The organism is Pseudomonas asturiensis, assembly GCF_900143095.1.
Taxonomy (GTDB): domain Bacteria; phylum Pseudomonadota; class Gammaproteobacteria; order Pseudomonadales; family Pseudomonadaceae; genus Aquipseudomonas; species Aquipseudomonas asturiensis.
On sequence record NZ_FRDA01000006.1, the window covers coordinates 319,018 to 343,607 of the forward strand.

Here is a 24,590-nt window from a genome sequence, read left to right on the forward strand (position 1 = left end):
AAGAAGCACAATACTCTGTGAGATACAGCATGGGCTGCAGCTGACATCAAACTGTGGGAGGCGGCTTGCCGGCGATAGCGTCCATTCGGTCGCTGATATGGCGCTTCAAAAACCGCATCGCCGGCAAGCCGCCTCCCACAAAAATCGCATCCGACTCCATAGCCTGCGCGCGGCTCACTCAATGCCCCGTCGCCAGCTCCCCACTTTGCTCCTTCTTCTCATCGGCCTCACGACGCTGTGCTTCGGTCGGTTCCTTGATCCTGTACCAGGCCACATACAGCGCCGGCAGGAACAACAGCGTCAGCAGCGTGGCGATGATGATGCCGCCGATCATGGCGTAGGCCATCGGCCCCCAGAACACTTCCCGCGCAATCGGGATCATGCCCAGGCTCGCTGCCGCAGCGGTCAGCAGGATCGGGCGGCGGCGGTGTTCGGTCGCTTCGACCACGGCATCCCACGGCAGATAGCCGCTGCGTTCGTAGGCGTCGATCTGGGTCACCAGAATCACCGAGTTGCGGATGATGATCCCGATCAACGCCAGCACGCCCAGAATCGCCACGAAGCCCAACGGCGTACCGGTCGGGATCAGTGCCAGCACCACACCAATCAACCCCAGCGGCGCGACGCTGGCGACCAGGAACATCTTCTGCACGCTGTGCAGCTGGATCATCAGGAACGTCGCCATCAGGAACAGCATCAACGGCACCACGCTGGCAATCGGGCCTTGCGCCTTGCTGCTTTCTTCCACGGTGCCGCCGGTCGCGACCTTGTAGCCCACCGGCAGACCAGAGGCGAATTTCTCGATCTCGGGCTTCAACTGCTTGACCAGATCCGTTGGCTGAATCTCGTCGCGCACGGCACCTTTCACGGTGATGGTCGGCTTGCGATCACGACGCCACACCAGCGGCTGCTCAAGCTCATAGCCGACGGTCGCAAACGCCAGCAACGGAATGGACGCCCCGCTCGGCGTGACGATCTGCAGGTTCTGCAGGGTTTCCGGCGTGCCACGTTCGGCGTCTTCGGCGCGGCCGACCACGTTGATCAGGTAGATATCGTCACGCACCTGGGTCACGGCCGATCCGCTGACCACGCTGTTCATCAGGTTGGCCACGTCCTCGGAAGACAAGCCTAGCTGCCGCGCCTTGTCCTGATTGATGTCGATGCGCAACACCTTGCCCGGCTCATTCCAGTCGTAGATCACCTCACCCACATGCGGATTCTGATCCAGCAGCGTGGCCAGTTCGATGGCGTGCTGACGCACCTTGTCGACGTCCTCGCCGCTGACGCGGTACTGCAACGGACGCCCGACCGGCGGCCCCATTTCCAGCGGCTGCACGTAGGCGCCGATGCCGACGAAATCGTCACGCAAACGCTTCTGCAGGCGCGCCGTCAATGCACCACGCTCTTCCAGGCCTTTGCTGACAATCACCAACTGGGCATAAAACGGGTTTTCCAGCTGCTGGTCCAGCGGCAGGTAGAAGCGCAACGCCCCCTGGCCGATGTAGGTGCTCCAGCGCTCGATGTCCGGGTCGTCCTTGAGGCTTGCCTCGAAGCGATCGACCACCTTGCGGGTCTCGTTGATCGAAGCGTTTTGCGGCAGGTTCAGGTCAACCAGAATCTCCGGCCGGTCAGACGAGGGGAAGAACTGGCTCTGCACGAACTGCATGGAAAACAGCGACCCGGCAAACAGTGCCAGCGTGATGCCAATCGCCAGCCAGCGATGGCGCATCGCCCAGACCATGCTGCTGTTGAAGGCCCGACCGACACGGCCCGGTTCTTCGGACTTGGGTTTGACCTTGCTGCTCAGAATATGAACGCCGATCACTGGCGCGAACAGCACGGCGACCACCCAGGACACCAGCATTGCCACAGCGATCACCGCAAACAGCGTGAAGGTGTATTCCCCGGCCGAACTGGAGTTCAGGCCAATGGGCACGAAACCCGCCACCGTCACCAGCGTACCGGTCAGCATCGGGAAGGCCGTGGAGGTGTAGGCGTAGGTCGCCGCCTGCTCCTTGGTCTCGCCCATTTCCAGCCGCGTGACCATCATCTCGACAGTGATCATCGCGTCGTCCACCAGCAAGCCCAAGGCGATGATCAGTGCGCCGAGTGAGATGCGCTGCATGGTGATGCCGCTGTATTCCATGAACACGAACACCATCGCCAGCACCAGCGGAATGGAGCACGCCACCACCAGACCGGCGCGCATCCCGAGGCTGATGAAGCTGACCACCAGTACGATAATCACTGCTTCGAACAAAGCACTGGTAAAACCGCCGACGGCCTTGTCTACCACCTCGGCCTGATCCGACACTTTGTGCACGCCAACGCCCACCGGCAGTTCGGCCGTGGTGGCGTCCATGCGCGCATGCAGGGCCTTGCCGAAGGCCTGAATGTTGCCGCCCTTCTGCATCGCGATGGCCAGACCAATGGCAGGCTTGCCGTCGTAGCGAAACAGTGACCTGGGCGGGTCGGTGTAGCCACGGGTGATGTCGGCGATATCACTCAAGCGGTAGAAACGGTCATTGAGGCGCAGGTTGACGGCCGCCAGGTCTTTCTCGGAAGCGAACTGCCCGGAGGTCCGCACCGAAATTCGCTCCGGCCCGGCCTCGATAACGCCCGCAGGCGTTACCGCATTCTGCGCCTGCAGACTCTGCACGACCTGTCGCTGATCAAGCCCCAGAGCGGCCAGCTTGCGGGTCGAGAAATTCAGGTAAATCACTTCGTCCTGCTGGCCGATCATCTCGACCTTGCCGAGCCCCGGCACTTCGCGGATGTCAGCACGGACCTTCTCGACGTAGTCGCGCAACTGACGCATCGAGAAGCCGTCCGCCGTGAACGCGTAGATAGAGCCGTACACGTCGCCGAATTCATCGTTAAACGAAGGACCTTGCAAGCCCTGAGGAAACTGCCCACGAATGTCGTCGATCTTCTTGCGCACCTGATACCAGATTTCCGGTATCCCTTTGGCATCCGTGGTGTCTCGCAGGAACACCATCACGGTCGATTCGCCGGGCCGGGTGTAGCTTTTCACGTAGTCCAGCGAGTCCAGCTCTTCGAGTTTCTTCTCGATGCGGTCGGTCACTTGCTCCAGCGTTTCGTCCATGGTCGCGCCCGGCCAGCGGGTCTGGATGATCATGGTCTTGATGGTGAAGGACGGGTCTTCTTCACGCCCCAGCTTCATGTAGGAAAAGACGCCCATCAGCAGCGCGACGAACATCAGATACCAGACAAACGACTGATGCTTGAGCGCCCACTCGGACAGGTTGAAATTCCCTTTCATCGTGGGTTTTCCTCATCGACTTTGACTTTCTGACCGGGCTTGAGGCTATTGACGCCCGCACTGACCACCTTCTCGCCGGCACTCACGCCGCTCGCCAGCAGAAAGCTGCTGCCCTCCTGGCTCTCGATGTTCACGACCCTGGGATTGACGGTCTGACTTTGCGGATCGATCACCCAGATCTGGCGCTTGCCATCGACCTCCTGCAGCGCGCTGAGCGGCAAGCGCATGCGCGGCGCAATGGCCGAACTGAGGCTGATGCTGATCGCCGTGCCAAGGCGCAGCGAGGGCGGCGTTTCAGTCAGGGAAAAACGTGCGCGCTGGGTGCGCGTCAAACGATCGGCCTGCGGTTCGATTTCACGCAGCGTCGCCGTGGTGCTCACCTCGGGATCGAGCTGGCTGGCCACGGTGTACACCACATCGGCGGGCAGTTGATCGGCCAGTTGCGCCGGCAAATCGATCACCGCTTCCTTGATATCGGGCCGCGCCAGCGTCACCACTTCCTGGCCTGCCGAGACGACTTGCCCGGCCTCGACCTTCCATTCGGTGACCACTGCGTCGTGATCACTGCGCAGTTCGCTGTAGCTCAATTGATCGCGGGCCTGCTGCTCGGCAGCCTTTGCCTGATCCAGCGCGGACTGACTGGTTTTCAAGTCAGTCAGGGCGATGTCCAGTTGCGCCTGTGCGCCGACACCCCGGTCGAACAGCTCCTGCTGGCGACGCGCATTGGCCTGGGCATTGATCCACTGTGCCTGAGCGCGGGCCAGATCACCCTGACGGCCACGCACGTTGTTCTGTTGATCGGTCGGATCGAGCGTCGCCAGCAGGTCGCCCTTTTTCACTTCGCTGCCGACGTCCACGTTGCGCCGTGCAATGCGACCCGGCACACGGAAGCCCAGCACGCTCTGATAGCGCGCCTCGATATTGCCCGCAAAACGTCCAAAATCCTGTATCGATTCCGGCTGTGCTTCGACGAACACCACCGGGCGTAGCGGCTCGGGCGGCGCGTCATCCTTGCCACAGCCCGCCAACAGCAGGCCACTCAGTACGAGGCACGAGACACGCTTCATGGTTGCACCTGAGTAGTCTGCGACTGGGGTTGCCGGGCGATTTCCACCTGCATGTCGGGGTGCAGCAACTGCCCGCCTGCGATCACTACGTTTTCCCCGGCCTTGAGGCCGTCACTGATGATGACGTTGGAAGTCAGGTAACGCGCCACCGTGACCCGGCGAAGGTTGGCCTTGCCTTGCGGGTCCACCACCCACACCGCAGGTTTGCCCAGGTGTTCGCCAAGGTCCTTGGTCAGGGCCGACCACGGCAACTCGACGCTGGCATTGGCCGGTTTGCTCAACGCAACACTGACCACAGAGCCCAGATCCATCCCGTCGGGCAGCGGATCCAGGGCGATCTTGACTTGCAGCGTGCCGGTTTGCGCCGACACCGCAGGCGTCACTTCACGCACCTTGCCGCTGACCTTGATGGCCGGGTTGTCGAGCAGCGTCACCTGCACCGGCTGGTCGCCCGGTGGCTGCACGAACAGGGATTCGTAGACGTTGAACACGGCATCGCGCTCGCCGTCACGTGCCAGGGTGAAAATCGGCGCCGTGGCCTGCACCACCTGCCCGACTTCGGCCTGACGAGCCGTAATCACACCGGGCGCCTCTGCGACCAGCGCGGTGTAACTCAGTTGCTCGCGAGCATTGGCCAGTTGCGCCTGGGCAGCCTTCAGCGAACTCTCGCTGCCGCGTACCGCGGCCTGCGCCGAGTCATATTCGCTCTGGCTTGTGTAACCCTTGGGCAGCAGCTTCTGCTGGCGCACGAAGGCGGCCCGGGTCTGGCTGACTCGCGCCTGCTCGGCGGCAACCGACGCCTGCGCCGAGTCGACGTTGACCTGCAGGTCCTTGGGATCGAGCCGTGCCAGCACCTGACTGGCTTTCACCCGGTCGCCCACGTCCACGCTGCGCTGAATGATCTTGCCGTTGACCCGAAACGAAAGCTGCGTCTGCACCCGGGCCTGGATATCGCCCGTCAGCGCCACGCTGGCGGCGAACCCGGCGGTTTTTACCGACTGCACATACACGCGAGGCAATTCAGGCGCCGCCGGTTTTTCCTCGCCGCAGCCCGCCAGCACCGCCATGGCAGCGGCAAGGCCGAGCGCAAAAAAACTTGAAGGTCGAGCAGGCATGCAGACTCCTTTTGCGGATGCCAGGGTGCAAGCGTAGGGGTTACGAGAGAATCACGTGAACATGCGACTGTTGGCGTGCGGGAGGGTTCCTTGGAGGATCTTCGGGGCAGCGGCAGGTGTAACTGACAGGACAGGTTTTATGGCCGCGCCGAAATGCCCGAGTACCCGCATCGGCTGCCAGCGCCAATGACGCGATGAACACATTGAGGCGCATGCCTGCCATGAATGCAAGCAGCAGGCATGCGGGATACCGCGCTATGCGTCTATCAGACAGTTGTCTCACTCACATTGGACGTTGACGTTCTGATCTGTTGTGTCGCAGACGGCAGGGAGTTCCCTTGCCCTGGAAAAAGGTCCTGATAAGAAGGTGGGAAAAGTTCATCGTAGGGCGGTGGAGGCGACCGACCGTAGACCAGTGGAGACGCTTGATCATAGTTCGCTCGAGGCAACTCAAAAGGTGCATAGGGAACAGGTCCATCGCTGGAAACAGGACGACCCCAACTGTTTCGCGGTGAGTCCGGAAAAACAACAGCATTCCTTCGCGGTCGCGGTGGGGTATTGCGTGGAACAGGACCGTTCCTGCGTCCTGGCGTCGCGCCACCCACTACAGCCGGACCATGCCCTTGCCGCCCCACCGGTGGTGGAGGGGGTTTTGCTGCGGCTCTTTTGGCAAGTGCCGCACCGACCGAACCCCCTGCTACTCCCACACCCAGGACTGCAACAGCGATCCCCGCTATCATCAGCGGCGTGGAGAGTTCAGGGTTTGACTCGCTGGTCACTCCGCTGACGACAGCGCTTCCTATGCCAGCAGTGCTGAGTATCAAACCGGCTATAGCCCCGAATGAAAGGAAACTCATTTGCCCCGTCGGGTCGGTGCGGTTAATCGGATCCCCTACGCAATAGGCATACGCATTCAACCCGCCTTTACCGAACGGACTCAGACCGTCCGGGCTATTGAAGCGCATCAGCGTCGGGTTAAAAGCGCGATAACCATTGCCCAGCAAGTAATGGCCCGTGACCCGCTCGGGTTGCGCGCCAGTGAAACCCGACAGCTCGGTACCCGACAGGTCAGCTTTACGATGGCCGTAGGGCGAGTAGGCGAGGTCGGTCTTTTGCGCCGAAGCGGGTACATTCAGAGCGCTGTTCTGCTGGTCCGTGACGATCAGATCGACAGACTCTGCATCGCCCTCCCGATTGCGTTGCGCCAACAGACGACCGCCTGCCTGGAGCAACGTCCGTTGCAGGCTTCCCTGCTGCTCGCTGATCATTTGTCTGTCGCAGTAGAAGCGCTGGGTGAGGGATTGAGCCGCGGTGCCCTGCGTGGCAATTCGATCCAGCGGATCGTAGGTGTAGGTGCAAAGAATGGTCATGATCATGTCCTTATGATTAAAGCAGGTGGCCGTTGGCATGCCTGGAAACGCCAATAACTTTATTGAACAGACAGGCCCGTAGCTGCCTGAAAGCAAACGGCACCCTGTGAGTATTCAAACGTCCGACGACCCTCTTATCCTTCGCCAAGGATAGCTGCCATGAGCCAGAAATGACTCCATTTCATCAAAGGTCATATCGGGCGGGAGCCCGAGCGAGAGGGCGATCGGTTCAAGCCCCGCAGTGGTGGGTAGACGCTGAGCCAGGTAAGCGGGGTCTTTAAGAGCACGCGCATCCAGTCTTTGCAGTTTTCGGGCGCTGGCGGCTCGCTCATCTTGAAGATTTTCTATACGTTCAAACAGAGTCAAAGAGGTGTCATCAGCACCTCCACGCCTGAAACTGGGTCTATGTTCCGGTGCGGGCGAACTGGCTAAAGGTGACGTTAGCGTTTTTTTTCTTGCACCGATCCTGCGGGTGGCTGCCACCCCACCCAAGAGTGCCAAGCCAGAGCCACCCAGAACCGCCCCGGCGGTTAAAAGTTTCCCGGAGAGTTCCGGGTTTGAGCTTTGAGTGACCGCACCCGCTATGAGAGTGGCAGTCCCAGCATACGTACTCAATAAACCTAGTGCAGTAACGGATATAAAAAAACCGACATGCCCGGTAGGATCAATGCGGTTGACTGGATCCCCAAGACAGTAGGCATAGGCATTTAACCCACCTTCACCAAATGGACTTAAGGCGTCTGGACTGTTGAAGCGCATCAAAACCGGGTTGTAGGCACGATAGCCGTTGCCTAGCAGGTAATGGCCCGTCGAAGGTTCGGGTTGGGCACCCGTGAAACCCGGCAGTACGTCGGCCAAGGACGCTTCACGATGACCGTAAGGCGCATAGGCGATATCGGTCTGTTGTCCGGCGGCCGCTGCATGCAGAACGCTGTCCTGATGGTCAATGGCCGTCAGCATTGCGCAGCGTATGTCTGCATCACTGTGCAGTTGCGCCAACAGTTGACCACCGGCCTGGAAAAGCGTCCGTTGCTGTTCTCCCTGTAATTCGGTGGTCAGTCGTCCGGCACAATAAAATCGGCTTGCAGGCGCCGAGGCCAAAGCGCTGCGTGCCGAAAAGCGATCCAGCGCATCGTAGGTATAGCGACAAAGAGTGGCCATAATCACGTCCTTGATGATTGAGGCAAATATCAGCTTGCGCCCGCTCGGGAAGCGAATCTACTGGCAGAAGTAGCAGCGTAGACCGTCGATACTCGATGGAGGCGGTTTCCCCGGCGTTGCTCGACTCCGGGTCAGAGCGCTGTTTCCTCCACAAAATCATCATCACGCACGCTCGAGGATTGGCGACGGATGCTGCCGGAGGTCTGGACGCCAACGCTGCGTCGGGTGGGGATGCCGACAGTGGCAGTCGTACGCATGGCCGTGCGTTTTGCGATTTCGGCGCGAGCGAAATTAAATCCTCGAAAACCAAGCGTCGGCAGGCTCACGGCCACCGCAACTGCGGCCAGAGGCTGTTGCAGGGGTGAGTCGGGAGCCACGTTTTTGACAATGAACGCTGACCCCCAGAAAACACCGGCGGTCACTGCGCCGACTGCGACGGCAGCCGAAAGCTTCTCGCTCGTATTGGCTGGCCGCCTGGGTGCGGGTGATGGCGGGCTCACGTCGGCGGGCGGGGCTTTCACTTTCACCCCTTTGAACACTGCTTTCAGCGAGGGCCGAGCCATCGCCAGACCTATTCCAGCTGTCGCCAGGCCAGCACCGATATAGGCAGCCGATAGCACGATATCAAGCCAATCATGTCCACTGGAGTCGCTTCGATTGACAGGGTCCCCGGCGCAATAACCGTAAGCATTCAGCCCGCCCTTGCCAAACGGGCTAAGGCTGTCCGGGCTATTGAATCGCATCAGCACCGGGTTGTAGGCGCGATAGCCATTACCCAGCAGATAACGCTCGGTATCTGGGTCTGGAAGCTCGCCGTTGAAACCCGGCACGTGATCGACTGGCGGGCGATGGCCGTAAGGCGTGTAGGCAAAGCTGGCTGAATCCCCATCTACCGAAGCGCTCAGCACACTGTGTTGCCGGTCAGACGCGATCAGCGCTGCGCCGGAACAGTCACAGGCAAGCCATTGACGTTCGTGACGCATGAAACTGCGGTGTTTGTCGTCCTGGACTTCGGTTGCCAGCGTGCCCGCTTTATAAAACCCTCGAACGATGGCACCAGCCAGAGGCGTGCGGCCCGCGAGTCTGTCCAGGGGGTCGTAGTGATAGCGGCAAAGGGTGACGTGCTGCGGCATGACGAGTCCCTAAGTAGGTTGAGCGCAGTGCGTGCAAGCGACGCCACTACCATGAACCGCTGTGCAGGCATTGACTACTCTCATAACTACTAGTGTGCACTTCACCCCGCTTGCCGCCAGACCCAGCCTGTATTCAGGCTCTGGTACCGGCGTCTAGAGGCGTGACATCCAGTCGTCAAATGATCCCGAGCTGGAAAGAGAGGAACTGTCGTAGTCATAGTTCAAGAGATTTTCGCTGCGCCTGAACCGTCGACTCTGTTTTTTGTATCGAGAATAAGTCTTCTCCATTTCATCCATCGCTCTGGGACTAACGACCTTATGTGCATCAAGGCGAAGAGTGCCAGGCACCAAGCGATCATGCACGAACTCGACTTTCTCGATCTCTCTCAATACCTGAAAAACCCCTCTGTATTTTTGATAGTAAATGGTCTGGCGCATGTATTTTTCAAAGTTATGAGCCGCGCTAAGATCGGTGACTCTGTTGACATCCCGAGAGGCCAATCGAAGATTAGCGACGTCCTCTGACGGCAGATAGCTCAAAATAGTGTCCATCACCGGGGCCGGCATATCAGCCAATCCCAGTTGGCGCGGGCCGATCAATTCCGGCTTGCTTTTCAATCCCGGCACCTCAGCTTTCTTGCGCGTCAAACGCTTCCATAGCCCTTTGAAGGGATTCCCTACATGTATATGCCCGCTCGGATCACTTGCGTTAACCGGATCCCCCGCGCAATAGGCATACGCATTCAAACCACCACCGCCAAACGGACTTCAGCTGTCCGGGCTGTTGAAGCACATCAGCGTCGGGTTATAAGCGCGGTAGCCGTTACCCAGCCAATAATCCCCAGTGATCGGGTCGGGCGGCTCGCCGTTAAAGCCCGGCACGTGATCGATTGGCAGGCGATGGCCGTAAGGCGTGTAGGCCATGGCAACTGCCTGATCAATGCCTATTGCGCTGAGCACGCTGTTCTGCGGGTCGACAGCGGTTAATGAGGCGCTGTGGGCGTGACCGATGACGGCCTGGCAGGCCAGCAACTGGCGGGCGTAGTGAAAGACGCTGCGACGCTCACCGCCGTCAAGGTCGGTGACGCGTGTGTGAGTACGGTAGAACACCTGCGAAATGGCCCCGACCAGCGACGCCCGGCTGGCAAGTCTGTCCAGCGGGTCGTAGCGGTAGTGGCTGAAGACTGTTTCCAGAGGCATTTTCAGAAGTCCATGCGGGTAACGGTCGGTGCAAGCACGCCGGGCTTGCTCACACCATCACATTGCACCGCCGGGAAACCTATGGGCTACTCGTAGAAATAACAGGCTCGCCCTGGTCTTCAACGGCTGGCTACATCCTCCAGCGAATGATCAAGCCGGGTTCTGGCTATGTCGATGAGGTGGACCACCGAGAACGCCAGATCACGTTTCGCGCCACTGAGGGCGTCGCCGGTTTCATAGGCGGCGGCAGAGGCGCAGCGCAGGATATCGCTGACCTGTATCAGGGAGTCTTCGAGGGATTTTTGAGGAGGGGCGGGTGTTGAGTTGATCATTGCTGTGGTCTCTGCTGATTAAGGCCACCTCGCATTCGCTGCTAAACGAACAAGGGTGGCGACTTTGACGCGGGTTAGCAGACCGGTAGAGAACACGAAACCCGGCGCACCCGAAGGTGCCCCACGCAAAGCCGCCATCAAGCGGTTCTTGAATTCATGACTCTAGACAGGCTGCTAAACCCGATCGCTGAAACTCAGCGACCAACGCAGCCTAGTGTCCGGAATTCATGCACACAAGGGCTCGGGATTTTCTAGGAAAGTTCGTACTCGGGAAAGGGAAATACCTGAAGGATAGGTCCTTCAAAACCGGTTTTTCGTTAGCTTAAGTAACACATTCGCTCTAGCAGACGCGGAACGTGCGGGAATGCATGCCCACGCGCATTCATCATCATCCACAGGTCTCGCAGCAAACACGAGACGCGTGGGAGGCGGCTTGCCGACGATGAAGCGGGCCACGGTTTATCAGAAAAAGCGTCATCACTCATCGCGGACAAGCGAAACGCCGCCCGGTCCACTTCCACAAGTTGAAGCTCGGTTTCAGCCAGTGGGAGCGGACTCGTCCGCGAAGAGGCCGGTGCATTCAGTCGAGTAGTTGCGTCTGGAAGTCAGTCTTCGTGGACAAGTCCACTCCTACACGTTCAAAACCGGTTCATCAGCCAGTGGGAGCGGACTCGTCCGCGAAGAGGCCGGTGCATTCAGCGAGCAGGGCTCACGCCCGCGAGGGCATCTTCCCTACACTCAACTCCCTGCGCCACCGTGCGCTTCTTCGAAGAAGTAATCTTTCCAGCTCGCGGCCTTGTTCTTCAGCACGCCCAGTTCGTGCAGTTTCTCGGCGTAGATGAAGGTGCGCTGTGGGGTGATGGTGAAGTCGATTTCAGGGTCGGAGACGATCTTCTCCACCAGCGGCAACGGCAATTTGGACTGTTCGACGCGGATGTAGGTCTGTGCAGCCGCTGGTTTGTCGGCCTTGATGATCTTCTCGGCCTCGGCCAGTGCGTCGTAGAACGCCTTGTAGGTCTTGGGGTTTTCGTCGTGGAATTTCTGGGTGGTATAGAGCACGTTGAAGCTGGCCTGACCGCCCAGCACGTCATAGGAGCTGAGCACCTTGTGCACGTTCGGGTTTTCCAGCGCCTGATACTGGAACGGCGGGCTTGAGAAATGCGAGTTGATTTCCGAGCCGCCAGCGAGCAACGCAGCGGTGGCATCAGGGTGCGCGAGGCTGACCGAGATGTTGTCGAATTTCTTGTAGTTGGCGTCACCGAACACCTTGGCGGTTTCGATCTGCAAGGTGCGCGACTGGAAACCCACGCCCGCGGCCGGCACGGCGATGCGGTCCTTGTCGGTGAAGTCCTTGATGGTTTTCACGTCGGGATTATTGGTCAGCAGGTAGTTGGGCATCGAGCCCAGCGAGGCGATGGCCTTGACGTTCTGCTTGCCTTTGGTGCGGTCCCAGACGGTCAGCATTGGTGGCACGCCCGCCGACACCACGTCCAGCGCGCCCGCTAGCAACGCCTCGTTCATGGCCGTGGCACCGGAGATGCTGTTCCAGTCGACCTTGATGTCGAGGCCCTGCTCCTTGCCATGTTTTTCGATCAGTTTCTGATCACGCACCACGTCGAGAATCAGGTAACCGATGCCGAACTGCTGGGCGATGCTGATCTTGCCTTCGGCCTGCGCGCCGCTGCTGAGCAACGCGCCGAACAGACCGAGTGTTGCTGCCAGTGCCGTCAGCACCGGACGCTTGAAAGGAGTTGCCATGAAGTGCTCACCGTAGTTGTTCAAAAAGTGGTTGTGAAGGTTGCTTCAGCGCTGCATGCCCCAGCGCTTGACGGTCAGGCGCTCGATGTTGGCGAACAACAGGTTCTCCACCAGAAGGCCGATGAGGATCACGGCAGCCAGCCCGGCAAACACCTTGTCGGTGTACAGCTCGTTGCGGTTCTGAAAGATGTACCAGCCCAGTCCGCCTTTGCCGGAAGACGCGCCGAACACCAGCTCGGCAGCGATCAGCGTGCGCCAGGCGAATGCCCAGCCGATTTTCAGGCCTGCGAGGATCGACGGCAGTGCAGCCGGGATCAGGATGTGCCAGACAAAGCGCAGCCCTTTGAGCCCATAGTTACGACCGGCCATGCGCTGGGTTTCCGAAACGCCGAGAAAGCCCGCGTAGGTATTGAGCGCCAGCGCCCATAACACCGAATGCACCAGCACGAAAATCAGGCTGTTCTGCCCCAGCCCGAACCACAGCAATGCCAGCGGCAGCAGCGCGATGGCAGGCAACGGGTTGAACATGGCGGTCAAGGTGCCAAGCAGGTCGCGTCCCAGTTGGGTGGACACTGCCAGCGTGGTCAAACCGAAGGCCAGAACGATGCCAATCAGATACCCCTGAATCAGCACCGTCAAAGAGATCCAGACCTTGCCCGGCAGCTCGCCGCTGACAATACCGTCGTAGAAGGCGGCGGCGGTCTGCAGAAAGCTGGGCAGCAGCAGGTCATTGTTCTGAAGGCGTGCAGCGAGTTCCCAGATCACGGCCAGCGCGATCATGATCACGGTCTTGCGCACCCAGCTCAGTTGCCAGATGCGCTGGGCCAACGGCAGATCGCGGGCCAGGTCTTCCTGGGTGAAGGGCTGCAGCGTGATTTCGTACTCTTCGCGAGCGGGAGGTGCGAGGCTCATGGTGTTCGATTCCCTGGTGTTAGGTAGAGCGCGGAGCGCAGAGCGTGGGAACGATCAGTACGCGATGCGGATGTCCTGAAAATTCAGTTCTTCATCGCCCTGCCCTGACTCATCTTCATCGAACAACAGACGATGAATGCGTTGCGCGGTCTGTTGAAAACCGACGCCGCCGAGGCTTTTCAGATCGTATTGATGGCTGTTGATCTCGGCACGCACGCGTCCCGGATGCGGTGACAGCAGCAGAATGCGATTGCCCACCACCAGCGCTTCCTCGATGGAGTGCGTGACGAACAGCAAGGTGAAGCGCACTTCGTCCCACAACTCCAGCAGCTCCTCCTGCATCTTGCGACGGGTCAGGGCGTCGAGCGCGGCGAAGGGTTCGTCCATCAGCAGGATTTTTGGTTGCATCGCCAGCGCCCGGGCGATGGCCACGCGCGCTTTCATACCGCCGGACAAGGTGTGTGGGTACGCGTCGGCAAAGGCGCTGAGCCCGACCTTTTCCAGGTAGTAACGCGCACGTTCCAGCGCCTCGGGACGCTTCAAGGTGCGCGACGCCAGCAGTGGAAACATGACGTTCTCGATTACGGTTTTCCACGGCGGCAGCTGGTCGAATTCCTGAAACACCACGATGCGGTCAGGGCCAGGCTCGCGCACTTCCTTGCCCGCCAGCCGGATCTCGCCTTCGCTGGGCTGGATGAAACCGGCCACCGCCTTGAGCAGCGTGGATTTGCCGCAGCCCGAGGGGCCGAGCAAGACGAAACGGTCCGCCGGATCGACCTCAAAACTGACTTGATGCGTCGCCCGCACCACGCGCTCGGGCGTGCGGTATTCGAGGCTGACGCTGCGAACCTGCAATAAGGCTTCAGTGGTGTGCTGAGCGGCCGATTGCGATGGGGTGTTCTGGCTAGCCGTGTGGCTTTGCAGGGCAGCATTCATGAACGGTTCTCCATCAGAACGGCGCTGAGCCTTGAATGGTCGTGCGATACAGCTTGCGTCGCAGGTGCGCCGGGCAACCGGCCGCCAGATGAATCAGCGAGCGGTTGTCCCAGAACACCATGTCGTTGGGCTGCCACTGATGGCGATAGATGTGCTCGGGGCGAACGCTGTGCGCATGGATCTCGTTGAGAATCTGGCGGCTCTCGTCTTCCGGCAGGCCAAGAATGCGCGTGGTGAAGCCCTCGCTGACGAACAGCGCCTTGCGACCGTTTTCAGGATGGGTGCGCACGATGGGATGGCTCACTTCCACGACCTGCGCCAGTTGCTCGGCCGTCAGGGTCGGGCGCCAATTGACCGCGTTATGGCCCTCGGCATAACGCGCGGTGTAACTGTGAACGGCAGAACGCCCCTCGACGGCATCACGCAGGTGCTGTGGCAGCGTGTCCCAGGCTTGATGCATGTTTGCGAACAGTGTGTCGCCACCTTCGCTGGGCAATTCCTGCGCATGCAACATCGAACCCAGGCTTGGCAGTTCCTTGTACGACAGGTCCGAATGCCAGTACTTGCCTGCATCGCCCAGACCGACCGGCTGACCGTCCTCGACGATATTGGAGACAATCAGGATTTCCGGATGATTGGCCAGCAGGAACTGCTTGAGCACATGAATCTGCAACACACCGAAACGGCGGCTGAAATCGATCTGCTGCTGCGGCGTGATGTGCTGATCGCGAAACACGATGACGTGGTAATCCAGATGCGCCTGATGAACACGCGCGAAGTCGACGTCGTTCAGGGGGCGGGACAGATCCAGCCCGACGATTTCAGCGCCCACCTTTTCGGCGAATGGACGTACCTCGAACGATTGCGACGCGAGTGGTGCGGACGATGAAGCGAGGGAGGCTGCTGGCATGAGAACTCCGACTCCAGAATGTGACTGAGGTAGAGAACTGTATAGATATAAGAAACGGAATTTAAATACCGTTAGGGAATATGCATAGCGCGGAATGGGATAGCGTGCAGATCGTAAAGACTGCGCGACAGACTCAGTTAAAACTGCTGGCTGAACCCTGGTGTCAGTGAGCTTGCTCACGAAAGCTATTGGCCAGGCACTGCATCTTCAGGGTTTGTGTCACTGCCTTCGCGAGCAAGCTCGCTCCCACAAAGATCCAACAGGTCACACAAATGTGTCACGGCTGATACATCCAGTTGTAAGAACGGCTTGCTAGCGTCAGCGCCTCATTTGGAAAGCGTGAAGGATTGAGATATGCCGTGCTACAAGCCCACCACCCACGTTGTGGTATCGACATTGATACTTTCGCTGCTTGCCGTTTCGGTCCATGCAGCAGGCCGTTCGGGGGATGACCGCATCAACGGCGTTGACCTGCTGTCCGGCTTCGACACCCTGTGGACCACCGGCGCCACCTGGGACACCGGCACGCCGACCGCGCTGGGCCAGAGCCTGCTCAAGCGCAACCTGCAACTGGTGCTCGACCGCGCCAACTCGCGCACGCTTGCGCAGGAAACCGCCGCGTATTTCGATGACCGGCGCGACCAGAGCTACAGCGTTATTAGCGGCCTGGGCTCGCTGAGCGACGCGTACAAGGCAGGCTCCGGGGCATTCACGACCATCACGCAGTTCGACGACAGCAACAAAACCATCAAGTACGACGATAAAGGCAACGGCGCAGGCAGTTCGTCCTCGGCGCTGGGCAAGGTTGTCGATCTGGTCGGCGCGGTGCGCAATGACGCGTCCACCACGCCCGCCAAATCCCATTATCTGTACCCGCGCCCATGGCGGCAGACGCTGGACGGCCAGAACCTGGAGTTCGTGGTGCAGCCTTCCCTGCGCCCGGCAAAAAGCACCACACCGGCCAGTGACTCGGGCTTCCCCAGCGGCCACACCAATGCGGCGTACCTGTCATCCATCGCACTGGCTTATGCGATTCCCGAGCGCTACAGCGAACTGATGCTGAGGGCATCGGACATCGGCGACAACCGCATCGAAGCCGGCATGCACTCGCCTTTCGATGTGATGGGCGGGCGCATCACGGCCACCTATTTCGCCATCGACAACCTGTCCAACCCGGCCAACGCCCAGTTGCGCGCCGATGCCCGCGCTCAGTCGCTGGCGTACTTCACCGCGCAGTGCGGCGGCGACGTCAATAACTGCATGGCGAAGATCGACCCGGCCACCGACCGCACCTCTCAGCATGCGCAGGACAAGGCGCTGTACACCGCCCGCATGACCTATGACTTCGATCCCGTCGGCCCGACCAACCTGGCGCCCGTGGTGCCGGTCAACGCCGAAGTGCTGCTGGAAACCCGCTTTCCGTACCTGGACGCCAGCCAGCGTCGCGAGATTCTGGGCACCACCGAGATTTCTTCGGGCTACGCGGTGATCGACCAGTCCAACGGTTATGGCCGCCTGAACCTATACGCCGCAGGCGATGGTTATGCCGCGTTCAACACCAACGTCACGGTCGACATGAACGCCAGCCTGGGCGGCTATAACGCCATCGACGCCTGGCGCAACGACATTTCCGGCAGCGGCGGCCTGACCAAGAACGGCACCGGCAACCTGATGCTGACCGGTAACAACAGCTATTCGGGCGGCACCGTGATCAACGGCGGCGTGCTGACCGGCCACGCCAAAGCCTTCGGCAGCGGAACGATCACCGACAACGCAACGCTGGTGCTCGATCAATCTACCAACGACACGTTCAGCAACGCCATCACTGGCAACGGTGCCTTGATCAAGCAAGGCGCAGGCTCGCTGAACCTGACCGGCAACAGCAGCCTGTCCGGCCCGACCACCGTCCAGGCCGGGCGGCTGGCGGTGAATGGCAACCTCGGCAACTCGGTCGTGACCGTCAATTCAGGTGCGGTGCTGGGCGGTAACGGCTCGGTCGGCGGGATCACTGCCGCCTCTGGCGGTGTGGTCGCTCCGGGCAATTCGGTGGGCCAGTTGAACGTCAACGGCAACGTCAATTTCGCTCAGGGCTCGGTCTATCAGGTCGAGTCGGATGCTGCCGGTAACGCCGACCGCATTGTCGCCACGGGGCGCGCAACACTGAACAACGCTACCGTTTCACTGGTCGAGGGCGGCAACTGGGTGGCGGCGAGCCGTTATTCAATTCTCTCGGCCGCGGGCGGCATCAGCGGCACCTTCAACACGGTGCAATCGAACTTCGCGTTCCTGACGCCGACCCTTAATTACACCGCGACCGATGTCGGCCTGACGCTCGACCGCAATGCGCAAAGCTTCGCCAGCCTCGCGACCAGTCGCAATGCCCAGGCCGTCGCTCAGGGACTGGACAGCGCAGGCGCAGGCAATGCGCTGTGGAGAAGCGTGGTGCAGCAAGACGCGCAAACCGCGCAAGCGACCTTCAACGCGCTGTCGAACGAACTGCATGCCTCGACTCAGTCTGCATTGATTGAAGACAGCCGTCTGGTGCGCAACGCCATCACTGACCGCCTGCAGCAATCGCAATCCGGGCAAGCGTCCGGTGGCGCTTCGCAAACCCTGGCGGGTGATGCCTCTCGCGGTCTGGTCTGGACTCAGGCCATTGGCGCGACCGGCCGAACCGACAGCACGCAAGACGCTTCTGGCCTGGACAGCCACACCAGCGGCCTGTTGTTCGGCGCAGACGTGCCGGTCAACGATACCTGGCGTGTCGGTGCGCTGGCAGGCTTCAGCCGCAGCAGTTTCGACCTGCGCAATACGTCCGGTTCCAGCGACAGTGACAACTATCACGTGGGTGTCTATGGCGGCGCGAAATGGGGCCAATTGGGCCTGCGTCTGGGCGCGGTGCGAACCTGGCACGACCTGACCTCCAAACGCACGCTGGAGTTGCCGGGCGCTTCCGAGCGCTTCAAACAGGACTATCAGGCTGCGACCAATCAGGTATTCGGTGAACTGGGTTACGCGATCGAACTGGGCAATGCACAGCTCGAACCTTTCGCCAACCTCGCCCATGTGCGACTGGACACCGACGGTTTCAATGAAAACAGCAACGCTATCAGCCTGCGCAACAAGTCTGAGGAAAACCACGTCACCTTCAGCACTCTCGGCCTGCGGGCAGCCACGCACCTGAACGTGGGCAGTGTCGAGGTAAAACCCAACGCCACCCTCGGCTGGCGACGTGCGTTTGGCGACGTGACGCCGGAAAGCCGCGCAGCCTTCAGCGGCGGCGACACCTTTGCACTCTCCGGCGCACCCATTGCCCGTAACGCAGCGGTGTTGGGAGCAGGTGTGGATCTGGGGTTGAGTGAAAAGCTGAGTGTAGGCGTGAGCTACAACGGACAGATCGGCAGCGACACGACCGATCAGGCGTTGAATGCGCGGGTAACACTGGCGTTTTGAGGGGTATGGGCGTCTGAGCGCGCCCTGAAGCTCCCCGATAAACGGAAGAAACTGGCTGAGCGCCCTGTGGAAGCGGACTTGTCCGCGAAAAGACAGGTACATCCGATGACGATGCAGTGGCCGAGCTGCTGCATTCGCGGACTAGTCCGCTCCCAACAAGTTTGCTGCGAGACATCGCGGCCCCGAAGGGCCGCGGTGTCCAGCAACGCATGCGCAGCGCGTGAGCGCGATCAGTTCAATCAGAACGCCGGCAGCACAGCACCGTCGTACTTCTTGTTGATGAAGTCTTTGACTTCCTGACTGGTCAGGGCCTTGGACAGCTTCTGGATGGCGTCGCTGTTGGCGTTGTCTTCACGGGTGACCAGGAAGTTCACGTACGGCGAGTCGGCACCTTCGATGATCAGCGCGTCTTTCTTCGGATTGAGCTTGGCTTCCAGCGCGTAGTTGGTGTTGATCAACGCCAGGTCAACCTGACTCAACGCACGCGGCAGTACTGCCGATTCCAGTTCGCGGAATTTCAGTTTTTTCGGGTTGGTGGCGATGTCTTTCGGCGTGGCCAGTGCATTGGTTGGGTCTTTCAGGGTGATCAGACCGCCCTTTTGCAGCAGCAGCAGTGCACGGCCGGCGTTGCTGCCTTCGTTAGGGATGGCAACGGTGGCGCCTTCAGGCAGTTCGGCGAGGGTCTTGTACTTGCTGGAATAGCCGCCGAACGGTTCGACGTGCACGCCAACGCCGGTCACGAGCTTGGCGCCCTTGCCTTTGTTGAAGCCGTCCAGGTAAGGCTTGGTCTGGAAGTAGTTGGCGTCCAGGCGTTTTTCGTTCAACTGCACGTTCGGCTGAACGTAGTCGGTAAAGACCTTGATTTCCAGGTCCACGCCTTCTTTGGCCAGGGTCGGCTTGATCAGCTCAAGGATTTCCGCGTGTGGCACAGGCGTTGCGCCCACGACCAGTTTTTCACCGGCGTGCGCCAGGCCAATCGAGAATGCAGCCGCCAGAGCAGTCATCAACAACGTCTTTTTCATGCAAATGTCCTTAGCGAATCCGTGAGCGTCACAAAAAATGACGTTTTTTCAGTGGTTTGCCGCAACGTTATCCCGTGCTGCGACATCATGTGGACATTACCGAGATTTCTTATTCCGAGAAAATACTTTTTAAGTTAATGCTTATGCTTTTTTTCGCAGACCCGGCTCTCGACTCGTCCGCAGCGCTCTAGAGCAAGGGTTACGCCGTATGCTGCTCCACGCTCTGCGTCACGGCCTGTAATAAACGTTTGAGTGCCGCGAGCTGCCCAGGATCGCCCTCAGCGATGAGTCGTTGGGCCTGATGCTCGATTTCCGTCAACGGGCTGCCAGGCTCAGGCAGGTGAATATCCTCGGACTGAATCTCGTCGCCCCGGCTGACCAGCAACGCGAAATGAATCACGTTTTCCAGTTCACGGGTGTTGCCCGGCCAGTTGTGCGCCTCGAGCGTTTTCTGCGCCGCTTCACTGATGAGCTGCACTGGCAGGTTGAGGCGCTGGCTGTAGATACCGACAAAGTACTCGGCCAACGGCAGAATGTTGCCGGGCTGCTCGCGCAATGCGGGCAAGTCGAGCCGACCTTCGCTCAGGTAGTGATAAAGCCGTTCATTGAATTTTCCGGCCGCCACGGCCTGGGCCAGATCGATACTGGTGGCCGCCACCAGCCGCACATCGACCGGGCTCGGCTGATGCGCACCAACTCGGGTGACTTCGTGATTTTCCAGCGCTGCCAGCAATTTGACCTGAATGGGCAACGGCAGATCGCCAATTTCATCCAGGTACAAGGTGCCGCCGTTGGCCGAACCGAACCAGCCTGCGCGGCTGCTGACCGAACCGCTGTGCGCCCCGGCTGCATAGCCGAACAGCTCGGCATCGGCGTAGGTCGGGCTGATGGCACCACAGTTCACAGACACGAACAGGCCGGAGCGGTCGCTGCCGCGATGAATGTGCCGCGCCAGCAACTCCTTGCCGGTCCCGGACTCACCACGGATCAGCACCGGCAGCGAACGCGGCGCGAGCAGCTCCATTTCTTCGCGCAATTGGCGCGAGCGCGGGTCGATGAAGACCAGCGCCTTGGCCCGTATGCTCAGCGGGCTTTTTTCGGCATCGGGGAAGGTCAACAGCGGCTGGCCGAACGTTTCGTGAAGACTCATGACGCACTCCCGCCCGAGCCGCGCGGGGTCTCAGGCGTTAAAAAAAGGGGCCGGATGGCCCGCAGTACAAGGCAATCCGGTCATGCGCGACGACGCGCGTGCTGCTCCAGACGGTTTTGCAGACGGTACAGATAGGCGAAACCCTGCTCCCAGCGCTGATGACCGGACTTGACGTTGATGTGCCCGGCCTCGCTCAGAAAGCCCAGTTCCGCGCCCCAGTGACGCGCCATTTCCAGCGCGCGCTGCGAGCTGACGGCAGGGTCGTTGTCGGAGCTGACAATCTGGGTCGGGAACGGCAGCAGGTCGGTCGGGATCGGGGCGAAATTGCGCAACGCAGGCGGGCAGTTCGGGCGATCCACATCGGCAGGCGCCACCAGCAGCGCGCCCTGTACCTGACGCAGGGTTTCCAGCGGCGCCAGTTGCGCCCAATGCGCGACCGTGACGCAACCCAGGCTATGAGCGATCAGGATCACGGGCGTGTCTTGCGCGGCAATGGTGCGCTGCAATTCACCCACCCAGTCTTCGCGACGCGGCTTGAGCCAGTCAGCCTGCTCCACGCGCACGCTGTTGGGCAGGCTGTTCTGCCAGTGGGTTTGCCAATGATCATCAGGAGACCCCTGCCAGCCTGGCAGGATCAGATACCGGATCGACTCGTTATGCATGGATTCGCCTCCTGCATGTATGCGTTCATGGGGCGAGTATAGGGAGTGAACATATATTCGTTAAGGAATAAGAAGATATTTATTAATTCCCAAAAAGAATATAAACCTCGACGCAAAAAAAGAGCCGCTCCCTGCCTTGAAGGAACGACCCTGAATAAAAAATCACATTGAGCAAAGGTTAACCGGTCTTTGTGACAACCTTGCGACGGCGAATCAGGTGGCGGGCAGAGAACGACTGCCTGGATCAATGGTGTCTACGATCACCGGATCGTCTTTCTGGGTCACTTCACGCGCCACGGTCCACACCACGATGGCTGCGATCACGTCAAAGATGGCCAGCACGACGAACAGCGGGCTGTAGCCGATCTTGGTCACCAGCACACCGAATACCATCGTGAACGCGGCGGCGCCCAGAAAGCCGAACATACCGCCCATGCCGGTTGCCGTGGCGACTTCGTTCTTGCCGAACGAATCCGAGGTGATGGAGTACAGCGCGCCCGACAGGGTCTGGTGAGCGAAGCCGCCGATGCACAGCAGGGCGATGGCGGTATACGGGCTTTCAACCAGCCCGATGCAGGCCGGGCCAATCATGCAGGAGCAGCCGAACAGCATGACCATCTTGCGCGAGGTGAACAGCGAGACCTTGCAGTACTTGTGAAACAGCGGGCTGAGGTAGCCGCCCAGCACGCAGCCGATGTCTGCCGCCAGGAACGGCAGCCAGGCGAACATCGCGACTTCCTTGATGTTCATGTGCCGCTCGGTCATCAGGTACAGCGGAATCCAGGCGTTGAAGGTCTGCCAGGCGGGCTCGGACAGAATCCGGGCCGAGGCAATGGCGTAGAAGTTGCGGTTCTTGAACAGTTTTTTCCAGTTGCCCTTTTGCGCGGGAGCATCCTTCAGGCGCGCTTCCTGGCCGCTGAGAATGTAATCGCGCTCGGCATCGCTCAGGCGCTTTTGATCACGAGGGTGCTTGTACAGCAGCAGCCACACGCCGCTCCAGACAATCCCCAGACCGCCCACGATCAGGAACGCCAGTTCCCAGCCGCTGTGCAGGATCGCCCACACCACCAGCGGCGGCGCCAGCAAGGCACCGAACGAGGAGCCGATGTTGAACCAGCCGATGGCAACCGAACGCTCTTTGGCCGGAAACCACTCAGTGGTGGCCTTGACGCCTGCCGGCAGCCCCGCCGCTTCGGTCAGGCCGAGCATGCCGCGAAAAATCGCCAGACTCTGCCAGCCTGTGGCAAACGCGGCCGCCGCGCAGGCCGCAGACCAGGCCACGGCGAAGATCGCAAAGCCCATCTTGGTGCCAATGGCGTCGATGATGTAACCGGCCACCGGCTGCATCAGCGCGTAGCACATCTGCCAGGCGACCACGATGTGTGCGTACTGCTCGGTCGAGATACTCAGCTCACTCATGAGCGTCGGCGCTGCGACAGACAACGTATTGCGAGCGAGGTAATTGACGACCAGACCGGCTGTGACCAGCCCGACCATCCACCACCGAATGCCTTTTACTTTCATCTCTTCACCTTTTGTTCTTGGATTGGCGACGAGCGCCTCGCGGTCTTGATCGCGAGTCGGCTGGATTTTGTAACTTCAGATTACGAAGAGCCTGGACGTTTTTTGCGCACACAATTGCCGATGATCAGCTTTTATAGAGGCTTTATCGACCAATACATCTACGTCTGGAAAAGGGATATGTGAGGTAGCCATAGGCTTTGTTACTCTTGGAATTATTTTTATGGTTGTAATTTTTAAAAGCCATACGTTGTCGTACAACATGGCGCATTTATAGTCATTTGCCTACACGGTGTCAAATGACGGATTCGCATAGATCGCCTGATCACGTGCATAAAAGCTGTAATGGACGTAAGGGCGATGAGTGGCTGTCATACGATGACCTGAGAAATACCCGCCAAAACCGTTGACGAGCCTTTGTGTTGCGCGCCCTGCCGATGTATTCAGTCAGGGAGGGCTTGCACAAATGTCATAAATGCTTTCATTCTCTGAAGGCGGCGTCAGGCAAAGGAGTTGCCTTTTGATGCCCTGTCGGCCTGGACCGACGCTGATCACCAACCCATGACAGGAAAGGTCGCCCGCATGCCTGAGCCAAGCAGCCTCGCCAGCTGGACCCGCGCCTTGCGCAGGCAACTCGACGCGCTCGGGCTTGATAGCGCCGGGATGTGTCAGGCTGCAGGCGTCGATCCACACCTGATCAATGACCCCAACGCGGCATTCCCGGCAAACGCCAGCGCCCGGCTTTGGCAAATGGCGGTGCGCGCCAGTGACGACCCGGCGCTGGGCCTGCGTGTGGCCCGCTTTGTGAGCCCCACCACTTTTCATGCCTTGGGCTACACGCTGGTGGCCAGCGGTTCGCTGCGTGAAGTGTTCGAGCGCATCGTGCGCTACCACTCGATGGCCGAGGACTCGCTGGAACTGGATTTCCGCGCCGTTGAGGAGCGTTACGAATTTCGCTTCGACGCCCCTCGGAGCTGCCAGTCGACGACCGATGAAGTGCTGGATGCCTTCGCCGCCATTTACGTGCGCACCTGCCGTAGCCGGCTGGGCAAGAACTACGCGCCGCTGGCGGTTCACCTGCGACGCCCCGAGCCAGACAACCCTCAACCCTGGCATGACCTGTTCCGCTCACCGCTGTTTTTTTCGGCACCGGAAAACCTGTTGCAGTTCGCCTGCGATGACTTCGACAGCCATCTGGATGACGGGCCGATTCAATTGACCGAGCAGACGGCGAACGGCGAGCCTGTACCCTCGCTGATCTGGGAGCAGCGCGTGCGCTCGGCCATCGAGACCCTGCTGCCCGACGGCGAGCCGTCTGCCGAAAGCATTGCCGAAGCGCTGCATTTGAGCGCACGGAGCCTGCAACGTCACCTGGCCGATGAAGGCTGCCGTTATGACCTGCTGCTCAATCAATGTCGCCAGAACCTGGCCTTGCTGCACATGAACGATCCGCGCAGCTCGCTGAGCGAAGTCGCCTATCTGCTGGGCTTTGCCGACGCCGACAGCCTGAGCCGCGCCTTCAAACGCTGGACCGGCCTGACGCCGGGGCAGTACCGCAACGAGATGATGCGCTAGTCCGGCAGGAACCGTGCCCTTCAAGCATCG

Annotated in this window: 19 protein-coding genes; 2 read left to right on the plus strand and 17 right to left on the minus strand. The window is 60.1% G+C overall.

The window, feature by feature from the left end:
- Positions 1-178: 178 nt before the first annotated feature.
- From BUB69_RS13715 to BUB69_RS13775, 13 genes are all read right to left on the minus strand, one after another.
- Positions 179-3,283, minus strand: coding sequence for an efflux RND transporter permease subunit (locus BUB69_RS13715; protein WP_073167544.1), 3,105 nt, complete (start codon positions 3,281-3,283; stop codon positions 179-181).
- A complete protein-coding gene (locus BUB69_RS13720; RefSeq protein ID WP_073167548.1) occupies positions 3,280-4,350 on the minus strand; it encodes an efflux RND transporter periplasmic adaptor subunit in 1,071 nt (356 codons plus the stop codon). Before BUB69_RS13720 ends, BUB69_RS13715 begins: the two co-directional genes overlap by 4 nt.
- The gene (locus BUB69_RS13725; protein WP_073167551.1) at positions 4,347-5,465 is read right to left on the minus strand and encodes an efflux RND transporter periplasmic adaptor subunit; all 1,119 of its coding nucleotides are present in this window, start codon (positions 5,463-5,465) and stop codon (positions 4,347-4,349) included. The genes BUB69_RS13720 and BUB69_RS13725 overlap by 4 nt, the downstream gene beginning before the upstream one ends.
- Positions 5,466-5,731: 266 nt before the next feature.
- Positions 5,732-6,835 carry an RHS repeat-associated core domain-containing protein gene (locus BUB69_RS13730; RefSeq protein WP_073167554.1) on the minus strand — a complete coding sequence of 368 codons (1,104 nt, stop codon included), beginning with the start codon at positions 6,833-6,835 and terminating at the stop codon, positions 5,732-5,734.
- Between the two features lie 114 nt (positions 6,836-6,949).
- Positions 6,950-7,996: an RHS repeat-associated core domain-containing protein gene (locus BUB69_RS13735; protein WP_084537099.1), complete on the minus strand. Its 1,047-nt coding sequence runs from the start codon at positions 7,994-7,996 to the stop codon at positions 6,950-6,952.
- Positions 7,997-8,127: 131 nt separating this feature from the next.
- The gene (locus BUB69_RS13740) at positions 8,128-9,129 is read right to left on the minus strand and encodes an RHS repeat-associated core domain-containing protein (protein WP_073167559.1); all 1,002 of its coding nucleotides are present in this window, start codon (positions 9,127-9,129) and stop codon (positions 8,128-8,130) included.
- A 153-nt stretch (positions 9,130-9,282) separates the two neighbouring features.
- A complete protein-coding gene (locus tag BUB69_RS28865; protein WP_073167562.1) occupies positions 9,283-9,777 on the minus strand; it encodes an F-box protein in 495 nt (164 codons plus the stop codon).
- Positions 9,778-9,897: 120 nt separating this feature from the next.
- Positions 9,898-10,329 (minus strand): RHS repeat-associated core domain-containing protein, encoded by a 432-nt coding sequence (locus BUB69_RS28870; protein ID WP_073167566.1) that lies wholly within the window; start codon positions 10,327-10,329, stop codon positions 9,898-9,900.
- 119 nt (positions 10,330-10,448) lie between these two features.
- Positions 10,449-10,661, minus strand: a complete 213-nt coding sequence (locus tag BUB69_RS13755; protein WP_073167571.1) for a DUF6124 family protein — start codon at positions 10,659-10,661, stop codon at positions 10,449-10,451.
- 738 nt (positions 10,662-11,399) lie between these two features.
- Positions 11,400-12,419 carry an ABC transporter substrate-binding protein gene (locus BUB69_RS13760; RefSeq protein ID WP_024686442.1) on the minus strand — a complete coding sequence of 340 codons (1,020 nt, stop codon included), beginning with the start codon at positions 12,417-12,419 and terminating at the stop codon, positions 11,400-11,402.
- A 45-nt stretch (positions 12,420-12,464) separates the two neighbouring features.
- On the minus strand, positions 12,465-13,331 hold the full coding sequence (locus BUB69_RS13765; protein WP_073167573.1) for an ABC transporter permease: 867 nt from the start codon (positions 13,329-13,331) through the stop codon (positions 12,465-12,467).
- 54 nt (positions 13,332-13,385) lie between these two features.
- The gene (locus BUB69_RS13770) at positions 13,386-14,267 is read right to left on the minus strand and encodes an ABC transporter ATP-binding protein (protein WP_073167576.1); all 882 of its coding nucleotides are present in this window, start codon (positions 14,265-14,267) and stop codon (positions 13,386-13,388) included.
- Between the two features lie 13 nt (positions 14,268-14,280).
- Positions 14,281-15,177, minus strand: coding sequence for a TauD/TfdA dioxygenase family protein (locus BUB69_RS13775; RefSeq protein WP_024686445.1), 897 nt, complete (start codon positions 15,175-15,177; stop codon positions 14,281-14,283).
- A gap of 354 nt (positions 15,178-15,531) precedes the next feature.
- On the opposite strand from BUB69_RS13775, the gene BUB69_RS13785 reads away from it, so the two are divergent.
- Positions 15,532-18,630, plus strand: a complete 3,099-nt coding sequence (locus BUB69_RS13785; protein WP_141121859.1) for an autotransporter domain-containing protein — start codon at positions 15,532-15,534, stop codon at positions 18,628-18,630.
- A 239-nt stretch (positions 18,631-18,869) separates the two neighbouring features.
- Here BUB69_RS13785 and BUB69_RS13790 read toward each other — a convergent pair whose 3' ends face one another.
- From BUB69_RS13790 to BUB69_RS13805, 4 genes are all read right to left on the minus strand, one after another.
- Positions 18,870-19,652, minus strand: a complete 783-nt coding sequence (locus BUB69_RS13790; RefSeq protein ID WP_073167579.1) for a MetQ/NlpA family ABC transporter substrate-binding protein — start codon at positions 19,650-19,652, stop codon at positions 18,870-18,872.
- Between the two features lie 199 nt (positions 19,653-19,851).
- Positions 19,852-20,802: a sigma 54-interacting transcriptional regulator gene (locus BUB69_RS13795; RefSeq protein WP_073167583.1), complete on the minus strand. Its 951-nt coding sequence runs from the start codon at positions 20,800-20,802 to the stop codon at positions 19,852-19,854.
- An 80-nt stretch (positions 20,803-20,882) separates the two neighbouring features.
- Positions 20,883-21,464 carry an alpha/beta hydrolase gene (locus BUB69_RS13800; RefSeq protein ID WP_073167586.1) on the minus strand — a complete coding sequence of 194 codons (582 nt, stop codon included), beginning with the start codon at positions 21,462-21,464 and terminating at the stop codon, positions 20,883-20,885.
- A 213-nt stretch (positions 21,465-21,677) separates the two neighbouring features.
- On the minus strand, positions 21,678-22,988 hold the full coding sequence (locus BUB69_RS13805) for an MFS transporter (protein WP_073167589.1): 1,311 nt from the start codon (positions 22,986-22,988) through the stop codon (positions 21,678-21,680).
- A 579-nt stretch (positions 22,989-23,567) separates the two neighbouring features.
- Between BUB69_RS13805 and BUB69_RS13810 the strand changes: the two genes are divergently transcribed.
- Positions 23,568-24,560 carry an AraC family transcriptional regulator gene (locus tag BUB69_RS13810; RefSeq protein ID WP_073167690.1) on the plus strand — a complete coding sequence of 331 codons (993 nt, stop codon included), beginning with the start codon at positions 23,568-23,570 and terminating at the stop codon, positions 24,558-24,560.
- Positions 24,561-24,590 lie beyond the last annotated feature (30 nt).